The sequence below is a fragment of the Bordetella petrii genome (assembly GCF_000067205.1).
Taxonomy (GTDB): domain Bacteria; phylum Pseudomonadota; class Gammaproteobacteria; order Burkholderiales; family Burkholderiaceae_B; genus Bordetella_A; species Bordetella_A petrii.
Map to the genome: position 1 here is coordinate 2,400,018 of NC_010170.1, position 16,374 is coordinate 2,416,391.

The 16,374-nt window shown below is 64.6% G+C and carries 8 protein-coding genes; 2 read left to right on the forward strand and 6 right to left on the reverse strand.

Annotated features, from left to right (window positions below; all coding sequences use genetic code 11):
- Entirely contained in the window at positions 1–1,212 is a 1,212-nt protein-coding gene (locus tag BPET_RS11685) for a capsule biosynthesis protein (RefSeq protein WP_012249220.1), read from the forward strand.
- Positions 1,213–1,250: 38 nt separating this feature from the next.
- Here the strand turns inward: BPET_RS11685 and BPET_RS11690 are convergent, their stop codons facing one another.
- The 3 genes from BPET_RS11690 to BPET_RS11700 all read right to left on the reverse strand — a co-directional run bounded on the left by BPET_RS11690 (position 1,251) and on the right by BPET_RS11700 (position 12,164).
- Complete coding sequence (locus tag BPET_RS11690; protein ID WP_012249221.1) at positions 1,251–2,597, reverse strand: aminotransferase class I/II-fold pyridoxal phosphate-dependent enzyme; 1,347 nt, start codon at positions 2,595–2,597, stop codon at positions 1,251–1,253.
- A 5-nt stretch (positions 2,598–2,602) separates the two neighbouring features.
- Entirely contained in the window at positions 2,603–10,252 is a 7,650-nt protein-coding gene (locus BPET_RS11695; protein WP_012249222.1) for a type I polyketide synthase, read from the reverse strand.
- A 784-nt stretch (positions 10,253–11,036) separates the two neighbouring features.
- Positions 11,037–12,164: a branched-chain amino acid ABC transporter substrate-binding protein gene (locus tag BPET_RS11700; protein WP_012249223.1), complete on the reverse strand. Its 1,128-nt coding sequence runs from the start codon at positions 12,162–12,164 to the stop codon at positions 11,037–11,039.
- A 213-nt stretch (positions 12,165–12,377) separates the two neighbouring features.
- Between BPET_RS11700 and BPET_RS11705 the strand changes: the two genes are divergently transcribed.
- On the forward strand, positions 12,378–12,992 hold the full coding sequence (locus BPET_RS11705) for an RBBP9/YdeN family alpha/beta hydrolase (RefSeq protein WP_041863839.1): 615 nt from the start codon (positions 12,378–12,380) through the stop codon (positions 12,990–12,992).
- Between the two features lie 271 nt (positions 12,993–13,263).
- On the opposite strand, the gene BPET_RS26010 is transcribed toward BPET_RS11705, so the two are convergent.
- From BPET_RS26010 to ugpE, 3 genes are all read right to left on the reverse strand, one after another.
- Positions 13,264–13,824 carry an REP-associated tyrosine transposase gene (locus BPET_RS26010; protein ID WP_081483003.1) on the reverse strand — a complete coding sequence of 187 codons (561 nt, stop codon included), beginning with the start codon at positions 13,822–13,824 and terminating at the stop codon, positions 13,264–13,266.
- Between the two features lie 580 nt (positions 13,825–14,404).
- Entirely contained in the window at positions 14,405–15,493 is a 1,089-nt protein-coding gene (locus tag BPET_RS11715) for a sn-glycerol-3-phosphate import ATP-binding protein UgpC (RefSeq protein WP_012249226.1), read from the reverse strand.
- Positions 15,494–15,530: 37 nt separating this feature from the next.
- Entirely contained in the window at positions 15,531–16,358 is an 828-nt protein-coding gene (gene ugpE / locus BPET_RS11720; RefSeq protein ID WP_012249227.1) for a sn-glycerol-3-phosphate ABC transporter permease UgpE, read from the reverse strand.
- Positions 16,359–16,374: the final 16 nt, after the last annotated feature.

Sequence of the window (16,374 nt, forward strand, 5' to 3'; positions counted from 1 at the left end):
ATGTCGGCGCGCAATTACCTTTTTCTTCAGGGCGTGTGCTCGCCATTCTTTGCCAGCTTGGGACGAGCGCTGCGTCAACATGGTCATGACGTACGCAAGGTCAATTTCACGGTGGGCGATCGCGTCTATTGGGGGCTGGGCAATACAGTTTCGTACCGGGGGCCGATGCGTGCGCTGCCGCAGTTCTATGCCGACGAGTACGAACGCCATGGAACCACTGACATTGTGCTATTCGGTGATTGCCGTCCGGTACATCAACCGGCCATCGCTCTAGCTAAGCAGATGGGCATCCACGTACATGTATTTGAAGAAGGTTACTTTCGTCCCTATTGGGTCACGCTAGAGCGCGACGGCGTGAATGGCAATTCCGCGCTGCCGCGCGACCCCAAGTGGTACCGGGAGCACGCACGCGCTTTGCCTTCTTACGGCAACGGCGAGCCGTTTACCGCATCATTCTGGCGTCGGGCTGTTTATGACGTGGGCTATAACATTTGGGCCGGATTGAACCCGGTGTTGCATCGCGGCGTATCCAGCCATGTGCCGTACAACCCGGCAGTTGAATACCTGTCGTATGTGCGTCGCGGCATGCGCTTGCAAACCAGGGCAAGACGTGATGCATCCATCTTGCAGCGGATTATGACCGAGGCCGAGAAGCGGCCATTCTTCTTGTTCCCGCTGCAGATCAACACTGATGCGCAGGTGAGATTTCATTCGCCGTTTAGCTGCGTGGCAGATGCGTTGCGATACGTCGTCGAGTCATTCGCGGCGCATGCCCCTCAGCTTTGCCGGTTGCTGGTCAAGGCGCACCCCCTGGACCCCGGGCTGGTGAACTACCATAAGATGATTGCTGCCTTGAGCAAACAGCTGGGCTTGGCTGACCGGCTTTTCTACATTGAGAGCGGCGTTTTGCCTCCGCTGCTGGATCGCACGCGCGGAGTTGTTACTATTAACAGCACGACTGGAGCTTCGGCGATACTACATGGCCGCAGCACGATCGCGCTGGGCAAGGCCATATACGATATGCCTGGATTGACATTCCAGGATCCCTTACAGACGTTTTGGCGGGAGCACTACGTCCCGGACAATAAGCTGTTTTCGGCGTTCCGCAATGTGGTGATTCACCATACACAACTGAATGGCGGCTTTTATTCGACAGATGGGATCGCGTTGGCCACGCAACATGCAGTCGCACGGTTGACCGGAAATGCGTAGCAGCTGCACCCACTCAGCTGATGCCGAGGCTGGCGCGACTACAATTCTCGGCTGAGTATGTTTACCGTGCTGCGCAGCTGTTCTTCCGTATGGCAGCATGAAATAAAAAAGCGTAGCCGCGCTGACTTCTCTGGCACTGCAGGGTACAGGATGGGCTGCACGTTGATGCCCTGCCGGAACAGCGCGGCTGATAACCGTGCCGCCTTCAGCGAGCTTTGAATGATCGCCGGCACCACAGCCAATCCCGAACTGCTCCCCGTATCAATCCCCGCTGCTTGCGCCAGCTCCAGAAAATACTTCCCCCGCGCCTGCAGCGTCGCCACCCGCTCCGGCAATTCCTGCATCCTCCTCAACGCCGCCAGCGACGCCGCGGCCACGCTGGGCGGCATTCCCACGCTGTACAGGAACCCGGGCGCCAGGAACTTCAGGTGTTCCACCAGTGCCGTCTCGCCCGCGATATAGCCGCCGCATCCTGCCAGCGTCTTGCTCAGGGTTCCCATCCAGATGTCGACATCTTTGCCGGCCAGCCCGAAGTGCTCGCGGATGCCGTACCCGCGCTTGCCCATTACGCCCAGCGAATGGGCCTCGTCCACCATCAGGAATGCCTTATGGCGTCGCTTGATGTCGACGAAGCGGGGCAGGTCGGGGAAATCGCCGTCCATGCTGTAAATGCCTTCCAGCACGATCAGTACGCGCTCGAACTGATGGCGCTGGTCTTCCAGGATTGCGTCCAGGGCTGCCCAGTCGTTGTGAGGGAAGGGCAGGCGCCGCGCGCCCGATAGTTGCGTGCCCTGCAGCACGCTGTTGTGGATGAACTCGTCGTGCAGGATCAGGTCGCGTGGGCCGAACAGGTAACCGATGGTGGACACGTTGGTGGCGTGGCCGCTGACGAACGTAATAGCGTCTTCCACTTCGTACACCTCGGCCAGGGCGCGTTCCAGTTCGCGGTGGATCGGGCGCTCGCCCGACACCAGTCGGCTGGCCGATACGGACGTGCCATAGCGTTCCATGGCCTGCCGGGCCGCCGCCTGTACGACCGGGTCGTCCGACATGCCCAGGTAGTTGTAGCTGGCGTAGTTGACGTAGGTCTTGCCGCCGATCTTGGTTTCGGCGCTGGCAGTGCCTTCGTGCAGCTTGAAGAACGGGCTGCGCACGCCCATGCGGGCGGCGCCTTCGTTCATGATGCGCAGCTGGCGGTAGCCGGGATGCATGTCGAAGCGGTAGAACTCTTCTGGAATGGCGCTTTTACGCGTCAAGGCCTGGGGCATTGCGCGCTGGCCGTGTTCCTGTCCGGCCTGCCGCAGCTTGCGCTCCAGGGCCTGTTGGATAAGCTTGTCCTTGATGCTGGCGGACAGGCCCGGCAGCCCTTTTTTGGTGTTGCTCACAGTGTTCAGTGAATCATGCGTTGTTTGGCGTCGACGCTGCCCGATTTGAGGTCGTCGGCGAACTTGGCCATGGCTTCGGCGGGCACTTCGTCGGTGTGTTGCGAGACCACCTGTTCAACCTGGGCCAGCAAGGTGTCTTGCCCCGCGGACTCGCCGTCGTTGCGCAGTAGTTGGATCAGCCGGCCAGCCAGCTTGTCCAGGGTGGGGCTTTCGTTTAGCGCCATGACGGGCAGACGAATGCCGAAACGGTTTTCCAGGGCTACGACGAGCTCGACGCCCATCAGCGAATCGAGCCCCATGTCGTACACCGAGACGTCGGGGTTGATTTTGTCGGCGGGCACGCGCAGGATTTCGCCGATTTCCGTTTTCAGCATCTCGACCAACACGGGATGCAGAGCTTCGTCGTCCAGGGTGGCCAGCAGGTGGCTGATGTCGCGTGCGTCGCCATCGTCGTCGCCACTGTCGCTGGCTCGGCGGGCCAGCAGGCTGAACTTGGGCGTGGTGGCGCTGGGCAGGAAGCGGCGCAGGGCGCGCCAGTCGAGCTCAAGTACGCCCAGGCCGCTGGCGTCGGCCTGCAGCATGGCTTCCAGCGCTTGCAGCGCGGTTTCGGAAGCCAGCGCCGCCCCGCCCATGCGGCTTTGCAGGGCGTCCTTGATTTTCTTGTTGCGCGCCAGGTAGCCGACGTCGTCAATGGCGCCCCAGCGTACGCACGTGGCCGGTAGCCCCAGGGCGCGGCGGCGCCGCGACAGGCCCTCCAGCCAGGCGTTGGCCGCCACGTAGTTGGCCTGCCCGGGGTTGCCGAACAGGGTGGTGGCCGACGAGAACGTAATGAAGAAGTCCAGTGGCAGTTGGCGCGTGGCGGCGTCCAGGTGCAGGGCGCCCAGCACCTTCGGAGCGAGCACGCGCTGGATCTGTTCGGCCGTGGCGCTGCGCACGAGGCCGTCGTCGATCACCATGGCGGCGTGTACGACCCCTTTGAGTGGCGGCATGGCGCCGCTGATGTCTTGCAGCAGGGCGTCGACTGCCTGGGCGTTGGTGACGTCGCAGGCAGCGGCATGCACCGTGACGCCGCGCGACTGCAGCGCGGCGATGGCTTGCCGGGCGGTGTCGGACGTGGGGCCGCTGCGGCTGACCAGCGCCAGGTGGCGGGCGCCCTTGTCGGCCAGCCACTGAGCGGTGCGCAGGCCGAAGCCGCTGAGGCCGCCGGTGACCAGGTAGGTGGCGTTTTCGGGCAGGGCCAGCGCGGCCCGCTGCGCGGCGGTGTCGGTTTGGGCGTGGGCGCCACGGATGCCGTTGCGGTAGGTGATGACGATTTTGCCAATCTGGCGCGCTTGTTGCATGTAGCGGAATGCGCCGACGATTTCGTTGGCATCGAACTCCTGGTACGGCAGCGGACGCAGCACGCCCTGGGCGAACAGGGCCATCATCTCGCCGAACAGCCGCCGCGTCAGGGCGGGGCGCTCGTGCATCAGCTGGTCGGCGTCGATGCCGAAGTAGCTGATGTTGTTGCGGAAGGGGCGCAGTCCGATGCGGGTGTTTTCGTAGAAGTCGCGCTTGCCCAGTTCCAGGAAGCGGCCAAAGGGCTTGAGCACGCGCAGGTTGCGATTGATCGCTTCGCCCGCCAGCGAGTTCAGCACGACGTCAACGCCTTGCCCGTCAGTGTCGGCCAGGATTTCATCGGCATAAGCCAGCGAACGCGAGTCGTAGATGTGCTGCACGCCCAGCAGGCGCAGGAAGTCGCGCTTTTCGTCGGACCCGGCCGTGGCGTAGATTTCAGCGCCGCGCCATTGGGCGAACTGGATGGCGGCGATGCCCACGCCCCCGGCCGCGCCGTGGATGAGTACTTTTTCGCCTTCTTCGAGCTGCGCCAGGTGGTGCAGGGCGTAGTACACGGTGAAGAAGGTGCTGGGTATGGTGGCTGCGGCTTCGAACGAGATGCCCTCGGGAATGTGGGCAATGGCGCTGGCCTTGGTGAATACGCGGTTGGCGAAGCTGGCGGGCCCGAACCCCACCACGGCATCGCCGGGCCGGTAGTCGGCGCCGGCGTCAGGGCCCGCGCGCAGCACGGTGCCCGCGAATTCCAGGCCCAGGGTGGGGCCGGCGAAGCCGTTTTCGATGGCTTCGTCGGACAGCAGGCCCAACGCATACATGACGTCGCGGAAATTCAGGCCGGTGGCGCGCACTTCGATTTCCAGCTCGTCGCCGGCCAGTTCGCGGGCCGGGCAGGCTTCCCAGCGCAGGTTGCGCAATTGGCCGGGGAATTCGAAACCCAGGCGCAAATGCCCGGAGGCGGGAGCGGCAGCCTGGACGTGGGCAGGGTCGGGCATGCTGTGCAGGCGTGGCGCATAGCGCCGGCCTTGCACGGTGATGATGGCTTCTTGTTCGGCGTCGGGCCAGCGCAGTTCACGCTCAACAGCGTCCAACACGGTGTCGTCCGGGGCGGCGCCGGGCAGGTCGAGCAGCCGCACGCCGAATTGGGCGGCTTCGTTCATCATGGTGCGGCCGTAGCCCCACAGCGTGGCGTCGCCGATGGCGTCGGCGTCGCCGTCGCGCGTCAGGTATTGGGCGGCGTTGGCGGTCAGCAGCCACAGGGTAGCGCTGCTATTGGCGCGTTCCAGCGCTTGCGCGGCGGCGGCGGCCAGTGCGCAGCGGCGCACCTGGGCCTGCAGCAGGGCGGCAGGGTCGGTAATGTCTTGCGCTTGCGCCAGGCCGTCCAGGTGGATGATGCCGTCGATCTGAACCAAACGGCTCTTGGCCTGAGCCAGCATTGCGTCGAACTTTGCGGGGTCGGTATCGCGCTGGATGCTGGTGCGGCAGCCGGCGGCGGAGAGCCGCGCGGCCAGGGCCTCGGCCAGGGCGGCATCGGCGTCATGCGCGCCGGCCAATAGTAGCCAACCACGCTGCACGGCCGGTGTTGCCTGCAGCCGCGAGGCGGGCTGGCTGTGATCGGCCGGGGTCTGAGCCTGAGCTTGGGCCGTGGCGGCCAGCAAGTAGGGCCCTGAGAGGGTGTCGGGCGTGAATTCGGCCAGCGGCCCGCATGCGTAGCCTTGTTGGGCCAGGGCGCCTTGCCAGAAACTGACCGGGTACTGGCATGAAGCCGGCGTGCCGTCGTCGGCCAGTGCGCTCCACCAGCCAGGCCGCGCGCCGGCGACGAAATCCAGCCACGCCACGGGGTGTGTGCCCAGCAGCAGCAGGGTGCCGCCGGTTTTCAGGCTGGCGCGCGCGTAATCCAGCATCTGCTGGGTGTGTTCGGCGCTGGCGGCGTCGGCGTGCAGGATCACCAGGTCGTGGGCCGGGGCATCGGCTTCGGCGATGTCGATTGGCCCGCAGCTTGCATCGGGATACGCATCCAGCAGGCGTTGCGCGCGCTCGCAGCCGCTGGCATCGGGCGACGCGTAGCGGTAGTCGGCCACGCTGAAGTCCAGCGCCGTGCAGCAGTTCAGTGCAAAGGCCGGCGCATGGGCGCTGATTTCAAGCACGCTCAGGCGCGCGCCGGCGGGCAGGGCGGCCTGGGCGTTGGCCAGGATGCCTCGCAGCGCGGCGCCAACCCGCTCGCACGCCTCGGCGCCGAGAATCTGGCGGGTCAGTGCGCCGGGCGAGGCCTCGGGCGGGCATATTGCATCCAGTGCGATGCGCCCTTGCAGCAGTTCCGCCAAGTGCAGGCCGACGCGCCCTACGGCATGCACGATGTGGGCGTAGTCGGGGTATTCGCGCACCAGGCTGTTCCAGATGTCGATGACATCTGGCGCGCCATCGTCTTGGGCCTGGAATGTCCAGCCCGACGGGGTGCGCTCAAGCAAGCCGGCATCGGCCGCGCGGGCCAGCAATTGGTCGAGCAGCACGGCGGTGTCGGGAGAAGCCTGGCGGCAGCGTTCGAGCACGTCGTCGTACAGGTGCTGGGTTTGGGGAGCCAGCGCGCGTAGCGCCCGCAATACAAATCGGTCGCACAGGCTGTCGAGCAGCGGCTCGATTTCGTGAGCGTAGCGCGCGTGCTTACCGTCTTGGGCGGCGCTGGCGGCGGCGCCAGCCAGTGCATCGGCCGCGGCAGCGGAATCCAGTGTGCTTTGGCGGCTTAGCGGGTCGTGCGCATGCGGGCTGGGCACGCCGCTATCGGCCAGAAAATCCAGCGCGCCAGCGCTGGCCTTGGACAGGCGGATGCTACGGAAGCGTGCTTCGCGCACGGTGGCGATCTGCTCGCCCGTTTCGTTGTACAGGAAGAACTCTGCCGTCAGCGAGTGTGGGCCGCGGCGCAGCAGGCGCGCGCGCGCGTAGCGCGGCAGGCCGGCGTCGGTACGCAGCGCCAGCCGGCCGATCTTGGCCGGCACAAAAGCCACGCCGCGCCCCATTGCCGGGTCATCGCGCAGCAGCTGGATGATGAGTTGGAATGTGCAGTCGAGCAACGCCGGATGCAGCAGACTGTGCGTCAGGCTGTCTTGCAGCGCCGGGTGCGGTTCAAGCTCTGCCAGCACGGTGTCGGGGGATTCGGCCCAGCCATGCTTGACGGCCCGGAAGGCGTCGCCGTACGCCAGTCCGACGGCATGGGTCAACAACGCATGAGACTCGCCGGTGAAATCGGCGGCGCGGTCGGGGCATTGCACCGGGGCATCGGTAAGCAGGGCCGAGCCCGCCTCGCGCAGGATGCGGGCGGCCGCGTGCAGGGTCCAGGGTTCGGTGCTGCCGACGTCTTTGGCCTGGATGCGCAAGCCGCCGTCAGCGGCATCGAGGCTGACGCGCAGGCGCTTGGACGGGGCCGCGGCCAGCAGCAGCGGCGCGCGGATTTCGAGCTCTTCGATTTCCGCCCAGTTGCCAGGTTGCCATTGCGCGGCGGCGGCCAAGGCGATTTCGGCGAAGCCCGTGCCGGGGAACACCACGGCTTCGCCCACTACGTGATCGGCCAGCCAGGGGTACAGGGCCGTGTCGAGCTGGTTTTCCCAAATGCCCTCGTGTTGTTGCAGCGGGTAGCCCAGCAGCGGGTGCACTTTTGCGCGCTGCAGTTGCCCGAGCGATTCGGGGGTGACGGGATGCCAATGGCGCTCGCGTTGCCATGGATAGGCGGGCAGCGCGACGTGGCGGCCTTCCCAGGGGAAGAGATCTTGCCAGTCGACCTGCGCGCCGCTGCACACGGCCTGGCCGGCGGTGTCGCGGATTTTGGCCGGCTCGTCGTTGCCGCGGCTGGCGGTGAGCAGCACACGGCCCTTGCGTTCGGCCGCCGCCAGGCTGTCGTTGACGTACGAGCGTAGCACCGGATGGGGGCCGATCTCGATGAAGAGGTTCTCGCCGTCAGCCACCAGCGTGTCGACGGCGTGCTGGAAGCGCACGGGTTCGCGCACGTTACGCCACCAATAATTGGCGCCGAGTTCGCGGCCGTCGAGCAGGCCGCCGGTAATGGTGGAATAGAACGGCACGTGACCTGGCTGCGGAGCCAGGCTCTCCAGCGTTTGTTGCAGGCCAGCCTGGATGGGGTCCATGGCGGCGCTGTGGAAGGCGTAGTCCAGGTCCAGACGTTTGTGAAACACCTGGCGCTCGGCCAGTACGGCCTCGACGGTGGCCATGGCGGCCGGGTCGCCGGCCAGGGTGGCGCCACGCTCGCTGTTGTAGCCGGCCACGCACAGTGCGTCGGTCAGCTGCAGTTCGGCCAGCAGGGCGGCGGCAGTGCCGCCGTCGATACCGACTGCCGTCATGCAGCCCTGGCCTTTGGTGGTGCCCTGCAGCCGGCTGCGATGGAAGATGACGTGAACCGCATCGGCTAGCGACAGCGCGCCGCAGGCCCACGCCGCGGCAACTTCGCCCACGCTGTGGCCGACCACCGCGGTGGGCAGGATGCCGCGCTGGGCGAGCATGCGTGTAATGCCGATCTGGATGGCGAACAGCGCGGGCTGTGCGACTTCAGTGCGTTCGTACTGGTTGGCGTTGTCGGTGCGCGCAAGTTCATCGGCCAGGCGGTAGCCGGCCAACGGTGCGAAGAGATTGTCGATTTCGTGCACGGCCTCGGCGAACACGGGTTCGGCCAGCAACTGGCGGCCCATGCCGGCCCACTGCGAGCCATTGCCCGAATATACGAATACCGGACCTTGCGCGTGGGGGACCGCGCTGCCCGTGGATACGCTGTAGCGCGGCGCCTCGCCTTCGGCGAACTGGGTGAAGGCTTGTGCCACGGCTTCGCTGTCGGTGCCGTAGACCACGGCGCGCTCGGCGTGCCATTCGCGGCGCATGGCGGCGTGGTAGGCCACGTCGTACAGGGCTCGCGCGGGCTGGCCTTGCAGCACCCGCGCCAGGTTGCGGGCGGCCGCCTTCAGGGCGTCGGGGGTCTTGCCCGAAACCACGACGGGCACTGCCGCGGTGTTGGCCAGCTTGTCGGCCTGGTCCTCGCCGGCGGCGGGCGGGCTTTGCAGGATGACGTGCGCGTTGGCGCCGCCGAACCCGAAAGAGTTCACGCCGATGGTCAGCGGCTTGGTGCGGGGCAGGGGGTGGTTTTGCGTGGCGACCGCGATGTTCCAGTTATCGAACTCGATGGCCGGGTTGGGCGTCTGGATGCCGATGGTGGCCGGTACCACGCGGTGCTGCAGGCTGTAGATGGCCTTGACCAGGCCCGCCACGCCGGAGGCGGCTTCCAAGTGACCCAGGTTGCTCTTGACCGAGCCGATCAGCAACGGGTTGCCGGAGCCGCGCGGCTGGCCCAACGCCGCGCCGATGGCGCGCGTTTCGATGGGGTCGCCAACGGCGGTGCCGGTGCCGTGGGCTTCCAGGTAGTCGATGTCGGTGACCGGGATGCCGGCGCGTTCGTACACTTGCCGCATCAGGGCGATCTGGGCGTCGGCGTTGGGCACGGTGAGGCCCGATTTGCGGCCGTCGGTGTTGACGGCGCTGCCGGCGATAACGGCCAGGATGTGGTCGCCATCGGCCATGGCCTGGTCGTAGTCTTTTAGCAGGAACAGGCCCCCGCCTTCCGAGCGTACGTAGCCATCGCCGGAGGCGTCGAACACTTTGCAGCGGCCGCCGGGCGACAACATAGACGCCTTGGAAAAGGTGATGAAGCCGTAGGGGTGCAGGTGTAGGCTCACGCCGCCGGCGATGGCCATGCTGGCTTCGCCGGTGACGATGGCGCGGCAGGCTTGGTGCACGGCCACCAGCGAGGACGAGCAGGCGGTGTCGACTGCCATGCTGGGCCCATGCAGGTCGAACAGGTACGACAGGCGGTTGGCGGCGATGCTGGAGGTGTTGCCGGTGGCCATCGAGGCGTCGACAGCCCCGACGTCATCGGACAGGCGGTAGGAATAATCGGCGCTGGCGATGCCGATATACACGCCGCAGTCGCTGCCACGCAGAGCCGAGGGCCGCATGCCGGCGTGTTCGATGGCTTCCCAGCACATTTCCAGCAGCAGGCGCTGTTGCGGGTCCATCAGCGCCGCTTCGCGCGGTGAAATTCCAAAAAAATGCGCGTCGAAGCCCGAGACGTCGCCAATTGAGCCGGCGGCGAAGGTGTACGCGGTGCCGGGGTGGTCTTTGGCGGGATGCAGATAGGCATCTGGATGCCAGCGCTCGGCATCTACCTGGGTGACCAGATCGCGGCCGGCCAGCAGGTCGGTCCAGTATCGTTCGGTATCGGTTTGCGGAAACCGGAACGAAAGCCCCACAACGGCAACACGTTTTGCCATGTATATCTTCCTTCGAACAAACAGCTTTCGAGAGCTTTTCTTGATTTTTTTCTGCGGATAGACGACGCAGGGGCCGGTTGCCGAGGCAGCGGCAGGCTGTGTCTAACAGGCAATGGTCAACGGGGTGGCCGGAAGCGGCCGTATAGGCGAAGTGGAAATCGGGATGTTCCTTGTTTAGTCTGGGCTGCCACGATTTAAGAAAAAGAGTTGCGATCCCGGCCTGGGCGGAAGCGGTTTGACCATTATGGTCGGGTTCACGATGTATTTCGAGAGGCCAGATTTTACAGTTTATTGTGGTAATTCAGGCTTTTCGTGGCGCATCGCAAAACGCAGATACAAAACGCTTCGCAATGCGGGACTTCCGGGCAGATAACCGCAGTTTTCTGCATCCTTTATATGTTTTTGCGGATATTTCCGACTGTGCCAAGACCATTCTTACGCGGGGAAATTCACCTATTAGTAACAAAATGCGTGTATTAGGCCGATTATCTTCTGTTATGCAAAATTTAGTTTCCTCCGTTGCTAAATTTGGGAGGAAATCGGCTGATTTTGAATTAAGCAATTGTCAAGGCGTGGCTATTTATTCCCTGTAGCCCCGTTTTTGCCTGATATCAAGTCTTAAGCGTGCGGCGCGCCGGTATGCGGCAGGCAGTTTGTCTACGGCGGCGCCGGGCGCCCCTGGCTGAAGATCGGTCGTTTCGCCAGCCCCGTCCGGGCGCGCGGCCAAAAATAAGGCCCCGCGGCAGTGGCGCCGCGGGGCCTGCGGGACGGTATCGCCCGGGACTTATTTGAAGGCGGTCTTGCTGCCGTCTTTGTGCCAGGTGAAGACCTGGAATTCAAAGTCGTTCAGGTCGCCCTGTTTGTTCCACGAGGTCTTGCCGATGGGGGTGTCGAACGAATTGGCATGCAGGTATTCGGCCACCTTGGTGGGATCGGTGCTGCCCGAGCCCTTGATGCCTTCGGCGATGACCTGGGTGGCGGCGTAGGCGGTGAGTTGGAAGGCGCCGCTGGCGTTGCGCTTCTTGCTCTGGAAGGCCTTGACCACTTCGGCATTGGCCGGGTTCTGGGTGAAGTCGGCCGGCAGGGTCAGCAGCATGCCTTCGGCGGCGTCGCCTGCGATGGCGTTGATGTCGGGGTTGCCCACGCCCTCGGGACCCATGAACTTGGCGCTGACGCCTTGTTCGTGCGCCTGGCGCAGCAGCAGGCCCATTTCAGGGTGGTAGCCGCCGTAATAGACGAAATCGACGTTGTTGGATTTCAGTTTGGTAATGACTGCGGAATAATCGCTGTCGCCGGCGTTGATGCCTTCGAACATCACGACCTTGACGCCGCCTTTTTCAAGATTGTCTTTGACCGCGGTGGCGATGCCCTGGCCGTACGACTGCTTGTCGTGCAGCACGGCGACCGTCTTGGGCTTGATTTTGTCGAGGATGAACTTGGCGGCGGCGGGGCCTTGTTGGTCGTCACGGCCGATGGTGCGGAAAATGAACTCGTAGTTCTTGCCGTCGGTGAGGGCGGGCGAGGTGGCCGAGGGAGTGATCATGACCACGCCTTCGTTGTTGTAGATGTCGGCAGCCGCGATGGTGGCGCCCGAGCACACGTGGCCCACCACGAAGCCGATTTCATCGTTGACCACGCGGTTGGCGGCCACCGGACCCTGCTTGGGTTCGCAGCCGTCGTCGATGACGACCGTTTCGAGCTTCTTGCCGTCGATGCCGCCGGCGGCGTTGATGCGCTCGACCGCGGTGTCGACGCCTTCGCGCACCATGGCGCCGTACTGGGTGACCGGGCCGGTAGTGGGGCCGACCACGGCGATCTTGATGGTTTGCGCCTGCGCGCCGGCCGAGACAGCCAGCCCGGCGGCCAGGCCAATGGCGGCCAGAACCGGGGTGAGGCGGAACGGTTGTTTCATGAGGAATCTCCTTTGCGTCGTTATATAAGCCGGGCCGGCCAGGCAGGCACACAGGCTTGTGCAGGCAAGCATACCTGAAAGCCCGGCAGATTTGCGCCGGTCGGGTAGACAATCGGGCCAGATCCGGCGGCGTTGTCCTTATTCCTTGGGGCGTATATGCAAAAGACGATTTATTCGTTTGCGTTCATAAGCTGGCGGGGCATTATTGACGCCATGAGATTCCAACCGATCATCGTCCCGGGCTGGAAAGACTCCGGCCCCGGCCACTGGCAGACTCGTTGGGAACAGTGTGTGCCACATGCGCAGCGCGTGCGGCAGCCCGATTGGGAAAACCCCGATCCCGCTGTCTGGAACGCCACGGTGGCTGCCTGCGTCGACGCGGCTGCATGCCCGGTTTTGCTGATTGCGCATAGCCTGGGCTGTCTGGCGGCGGCCAGCCTGCCGGTGCCGCTGCGCGCCAAGGTGGCGGGCGCGCTGCTGGTGGCGCCCGCCGATGTCGAACAGCCTGGCATGCCCGAGTGCCTGCGCGCGTTTGCGCCGGTGCCGGCGCAGTCGCTGCCGTTCCAGTCGGTGGTGGTGGCGGGCGACAACGACCCGTATTGCCACCTGGAACGGGCCCGCCAGTTTGCGGCGGCCTGGGGCAGCCGGCTGGAAGTCATTCCGCACGGCGGGCATATCAACGCAGACAGCGGTTTTGGCGAATGGCCGCAAGGGTTGAAGTTGTTGTCGGCCTTGCGGCGCCGCGCCATCTGGCGCGTGGCGGCGCCATTGCCGCGCGTTTCCCCCGTGCCCATGTCGGCCGATGTGAAAACCCAGGCGGCGGGATAGCCGGGTTTAGTGCATGGGTTGGGCGTCGGGCCGTCTGGGCACGGCCGGTGTCTGACACCCTGCGGGAGTCAGACACCTGAAAAGAGGGGTTGTCGCAGCCTGGAAAGAGTGGTTGGCGCAGCCTGGATGCCAGGCGCCTGGAAAGAGTGGTTGGCGCAGGCTGGATGCCAGGTGTCTGGAAAGAGTGGGTGCCGCGCCCAGGTGTCTGGCTCCGCAGGTGCCTGACACCGACGAGTTGAGGCTGTCTAGGCACCTTGACTGCTGCCCGCTGTCACGCGTCGAACGTCCCAGCCTGCACGAAGCCAGCGTAGGCGGCGCGGCGTGCCGCGTCGTCGTGACCCATGGCCATATAAAGCGGGTGCAAGTCGAGCATCTGTGCCTGAGCCAATCCCACGCGTTCACGATAGCTGGACCAGGGATAATCGCATGCCGCCTGCGCGAGCCGTGCGCGTACGGGATTGAGTTCGATATACCGGCAGCATTCCAGCAGATATCGTTCTTCATCGATGACCCGCGATTTGAAGCGGGCTTCCCAGATCGATCCCATGGTTTGCTTGCGTGCGTTCCAGCGCCGCGTCGCGCCGCGCGCCAGGTGCTGCATTAATGTGGATAGCGAAGCGGGATTCTCTGTGGGTGTCAACAGCAGATGGACGTGATTGGGCATCAGGCACCAGGCATGTAGCGCTACTGCCAACTGTCGGGTGTGATGGTGCAGGCCCTGTAGGTAGACACGATAGTCATGCGCGCGCTCGAACACCACTTGTTGCCGATGTCCGCGCTGGACGATGTGATGAGGGTGGTGCGCAAGAAGAATGCGGCGTGATCGGGGCATGGCTGCAGGTGCGGAACGAAGCAATGCCGACGATAGCGCCTGGCGAGCCAGCCGGCGCATGCCAGGGACGGATTTGTCTGGGGGAAACGGAAACAGTTTAGGGGCGGGCAGGGTTGTGTGACGCAATCGGTGTCTGACACCCTGCGGGAGTCAGACACCTGGGAGAGGTTGGCAGCCGTAGCCAGGAGTCAGGCACGTGGAGAGGTTGGCAGCCGTAGCCAGGAGTCAGGCACGTGGAGAGGTTGGCAGCCGTAGCCAGGAGTCAGACACCTGGAAGAGGTTGGCTGCCGTAGCCAGGTGTCAGGCTCCCGTAGGGTGCCTGACACCGATGAGGTGAGACTGTCTGGGCGCAATCGGTGTCTGACACCCTGCGGGAGTCAGACACCTGAGGAGATTGGCTGCTGTAGCTAGATGTCAGACACCTGAGGAGATTGGCTGCTGTAGCTAGATGTCAGACACCTGAGGAGATTGGCTGCTGTAGCTAGATGTCAGACACCTGAGGAGATTGGCTGCCGCAGCCGGGAGCCGGGAGTCGGGCGTCTGGCTACGCTTGGCCATCCTACGCCCGGCTGTCCGGTGGTCAGGTGTTTTCGACGCGGCGGCCGGTGTCGGTTTCGAACCAGTGCAGGGCGTGGCGGCCGTCGGGGCCTACGTTCAACTGGTCGCCGGGGCGCGCGGGGGTGTCGGCCAGTTGGCGGGTGGCGCAGCGCACCACCACGGCATTCTGGCCGCAGCGGCAGTGCACCAGTTGTTCCGACCCCAGTGTTTCCACCATTTCGACTTCGGCCGTCAGGCCCTGGGCGTTGAGCAGCATGTGTTCAGGCCGCATGCCCATGGTGACCGCGCGGCCGCGCACGGCGGCAGGCACCTGCAGCGGCGAGATGTCGAGCGCGTGGCCGTCGGGCGTTTGCAGGGTGCCGTCGCCCGACACGTTGACCGGCATCAGGTTCATGGGCGGCGAGCCGATGAAGCCGGCCACGAAAGTGGATGCCGGTTTCTCGAACACTTCCATGGGCGTGCCGATCTGTTCGGGCACGCCCTGGTACATCACAATCATGCGGTGCGCCAGGGTCATCGCCTCGACCTGATCGTGCGTGACGTACAGGCTGGTGGTGCGCAACCGGCGGTGCAGCTTCATGATTTCCAGGCGCATGGCCACGCGCAACTTGGCGTCCAGGTTCGATAGCGGTTCGTCGAACAGGAATACCTTGGGTTCGCGCACGATGGCGCGGCCCATGGCCACGCGCTGGCGCTGCCCGCCCGAGAGTTGGCGCGGCCGCCGGTCCAGCAGCTTGTCCAGCTCCAGGATCTGCGCGGCCGCTTCCACGCGCTTGCGGATTTCGTCTTTGGAAAACTTGCGGATCTTCAGGCCGTAGGCCATGTTGTCGAACACGCTCATGTGCGGGTACAGGGCGTAGTTCTGGAACACCATGGCGATGTCGCGTTCGGCCGGCTCGAGTTCGTTGACGACTTTGTCGTCGATGAGGATCTCGCCGTCGGTAACCGTTTCCAGTCCGGCCACCATGCGCATCAGGGTGGATTTACCGCAGCCCGACGGGCCGACGATGACGATGAACTCGCCGTCTTGCACGTCGACGTCGATGCCGTGGATGACGGCGACGTTGCCGGCATAGGTTTTCTTGACGTTTCGAAAGCTCAGGGTAGCCATGGAGTGTTCTTTGCGTGGACGGCTGCGAACAGCCCGGTTATTTCTCGGTGTCGACCAGGCCCTTGACGAACCATTTCTGCATCAGGATCACCACCAGGGCAGGCGGCACCATGGCCAGCATGGCGGTGGCCATGGTGATGTTCCATTCAGTGACGCTGTCGCCGCCGCTGATCATGCGCTTGATGCCGATGACCACGGGGTACATGTTTTCTTGCGTGGTGATCAGCAGCGGCCACAGGTACTGGTTCCATCCGTAGATGAACTGGATGACGAACAGCGCGGCGATGCTGGTGCGCGACAGCGGTAACAGCACGTCGCGGAAAAAGCGCAGCGGACCGGCGCCGTCGATGCGGGCGGCTTCGACGAGTTCGTCGGGCACCGTCAGGAAGAACTGGCGGAACAGGAACGTGGCGGTGGCCGACGCGATCAGCGGCAGGGTCAGGCCGGCGTAGCTGTTGAGCAGTCCCAGGTCGGCCACGACCTTGTAAGTGGGCGCGATGCGCACTTCGACCGGCAGCATCAGCGTGACGAAGATCATCCAGAAGAAGAACATCCGGCCGGGAAAGCGGAAGTACACCACCGCGAAGGCCGACAGCAGCGAAATGGCGATCTTGCCCAGCGAGATGACCAGCGCCATGATGAGGCTGACGTACAGCATGCGGCCCACGCCGGCGCTGGCCAGGGCACGGGCATAGTTGTCGACGAAGTGCGGGCCGGGCAGCAGCGACATGGGCGCGGCGGCGACTTCCTGCGCGGTTTGCGTCGACGCGACAAAAGTGACGTAAAGCGGGAAGGCCACCAGCGCCACGCCACATAGCAGGATCAGGTGGGCCAGTATGTCGAGCCAGGGACGGCGTTCAACCATGGTGTCGTAGCCTTAT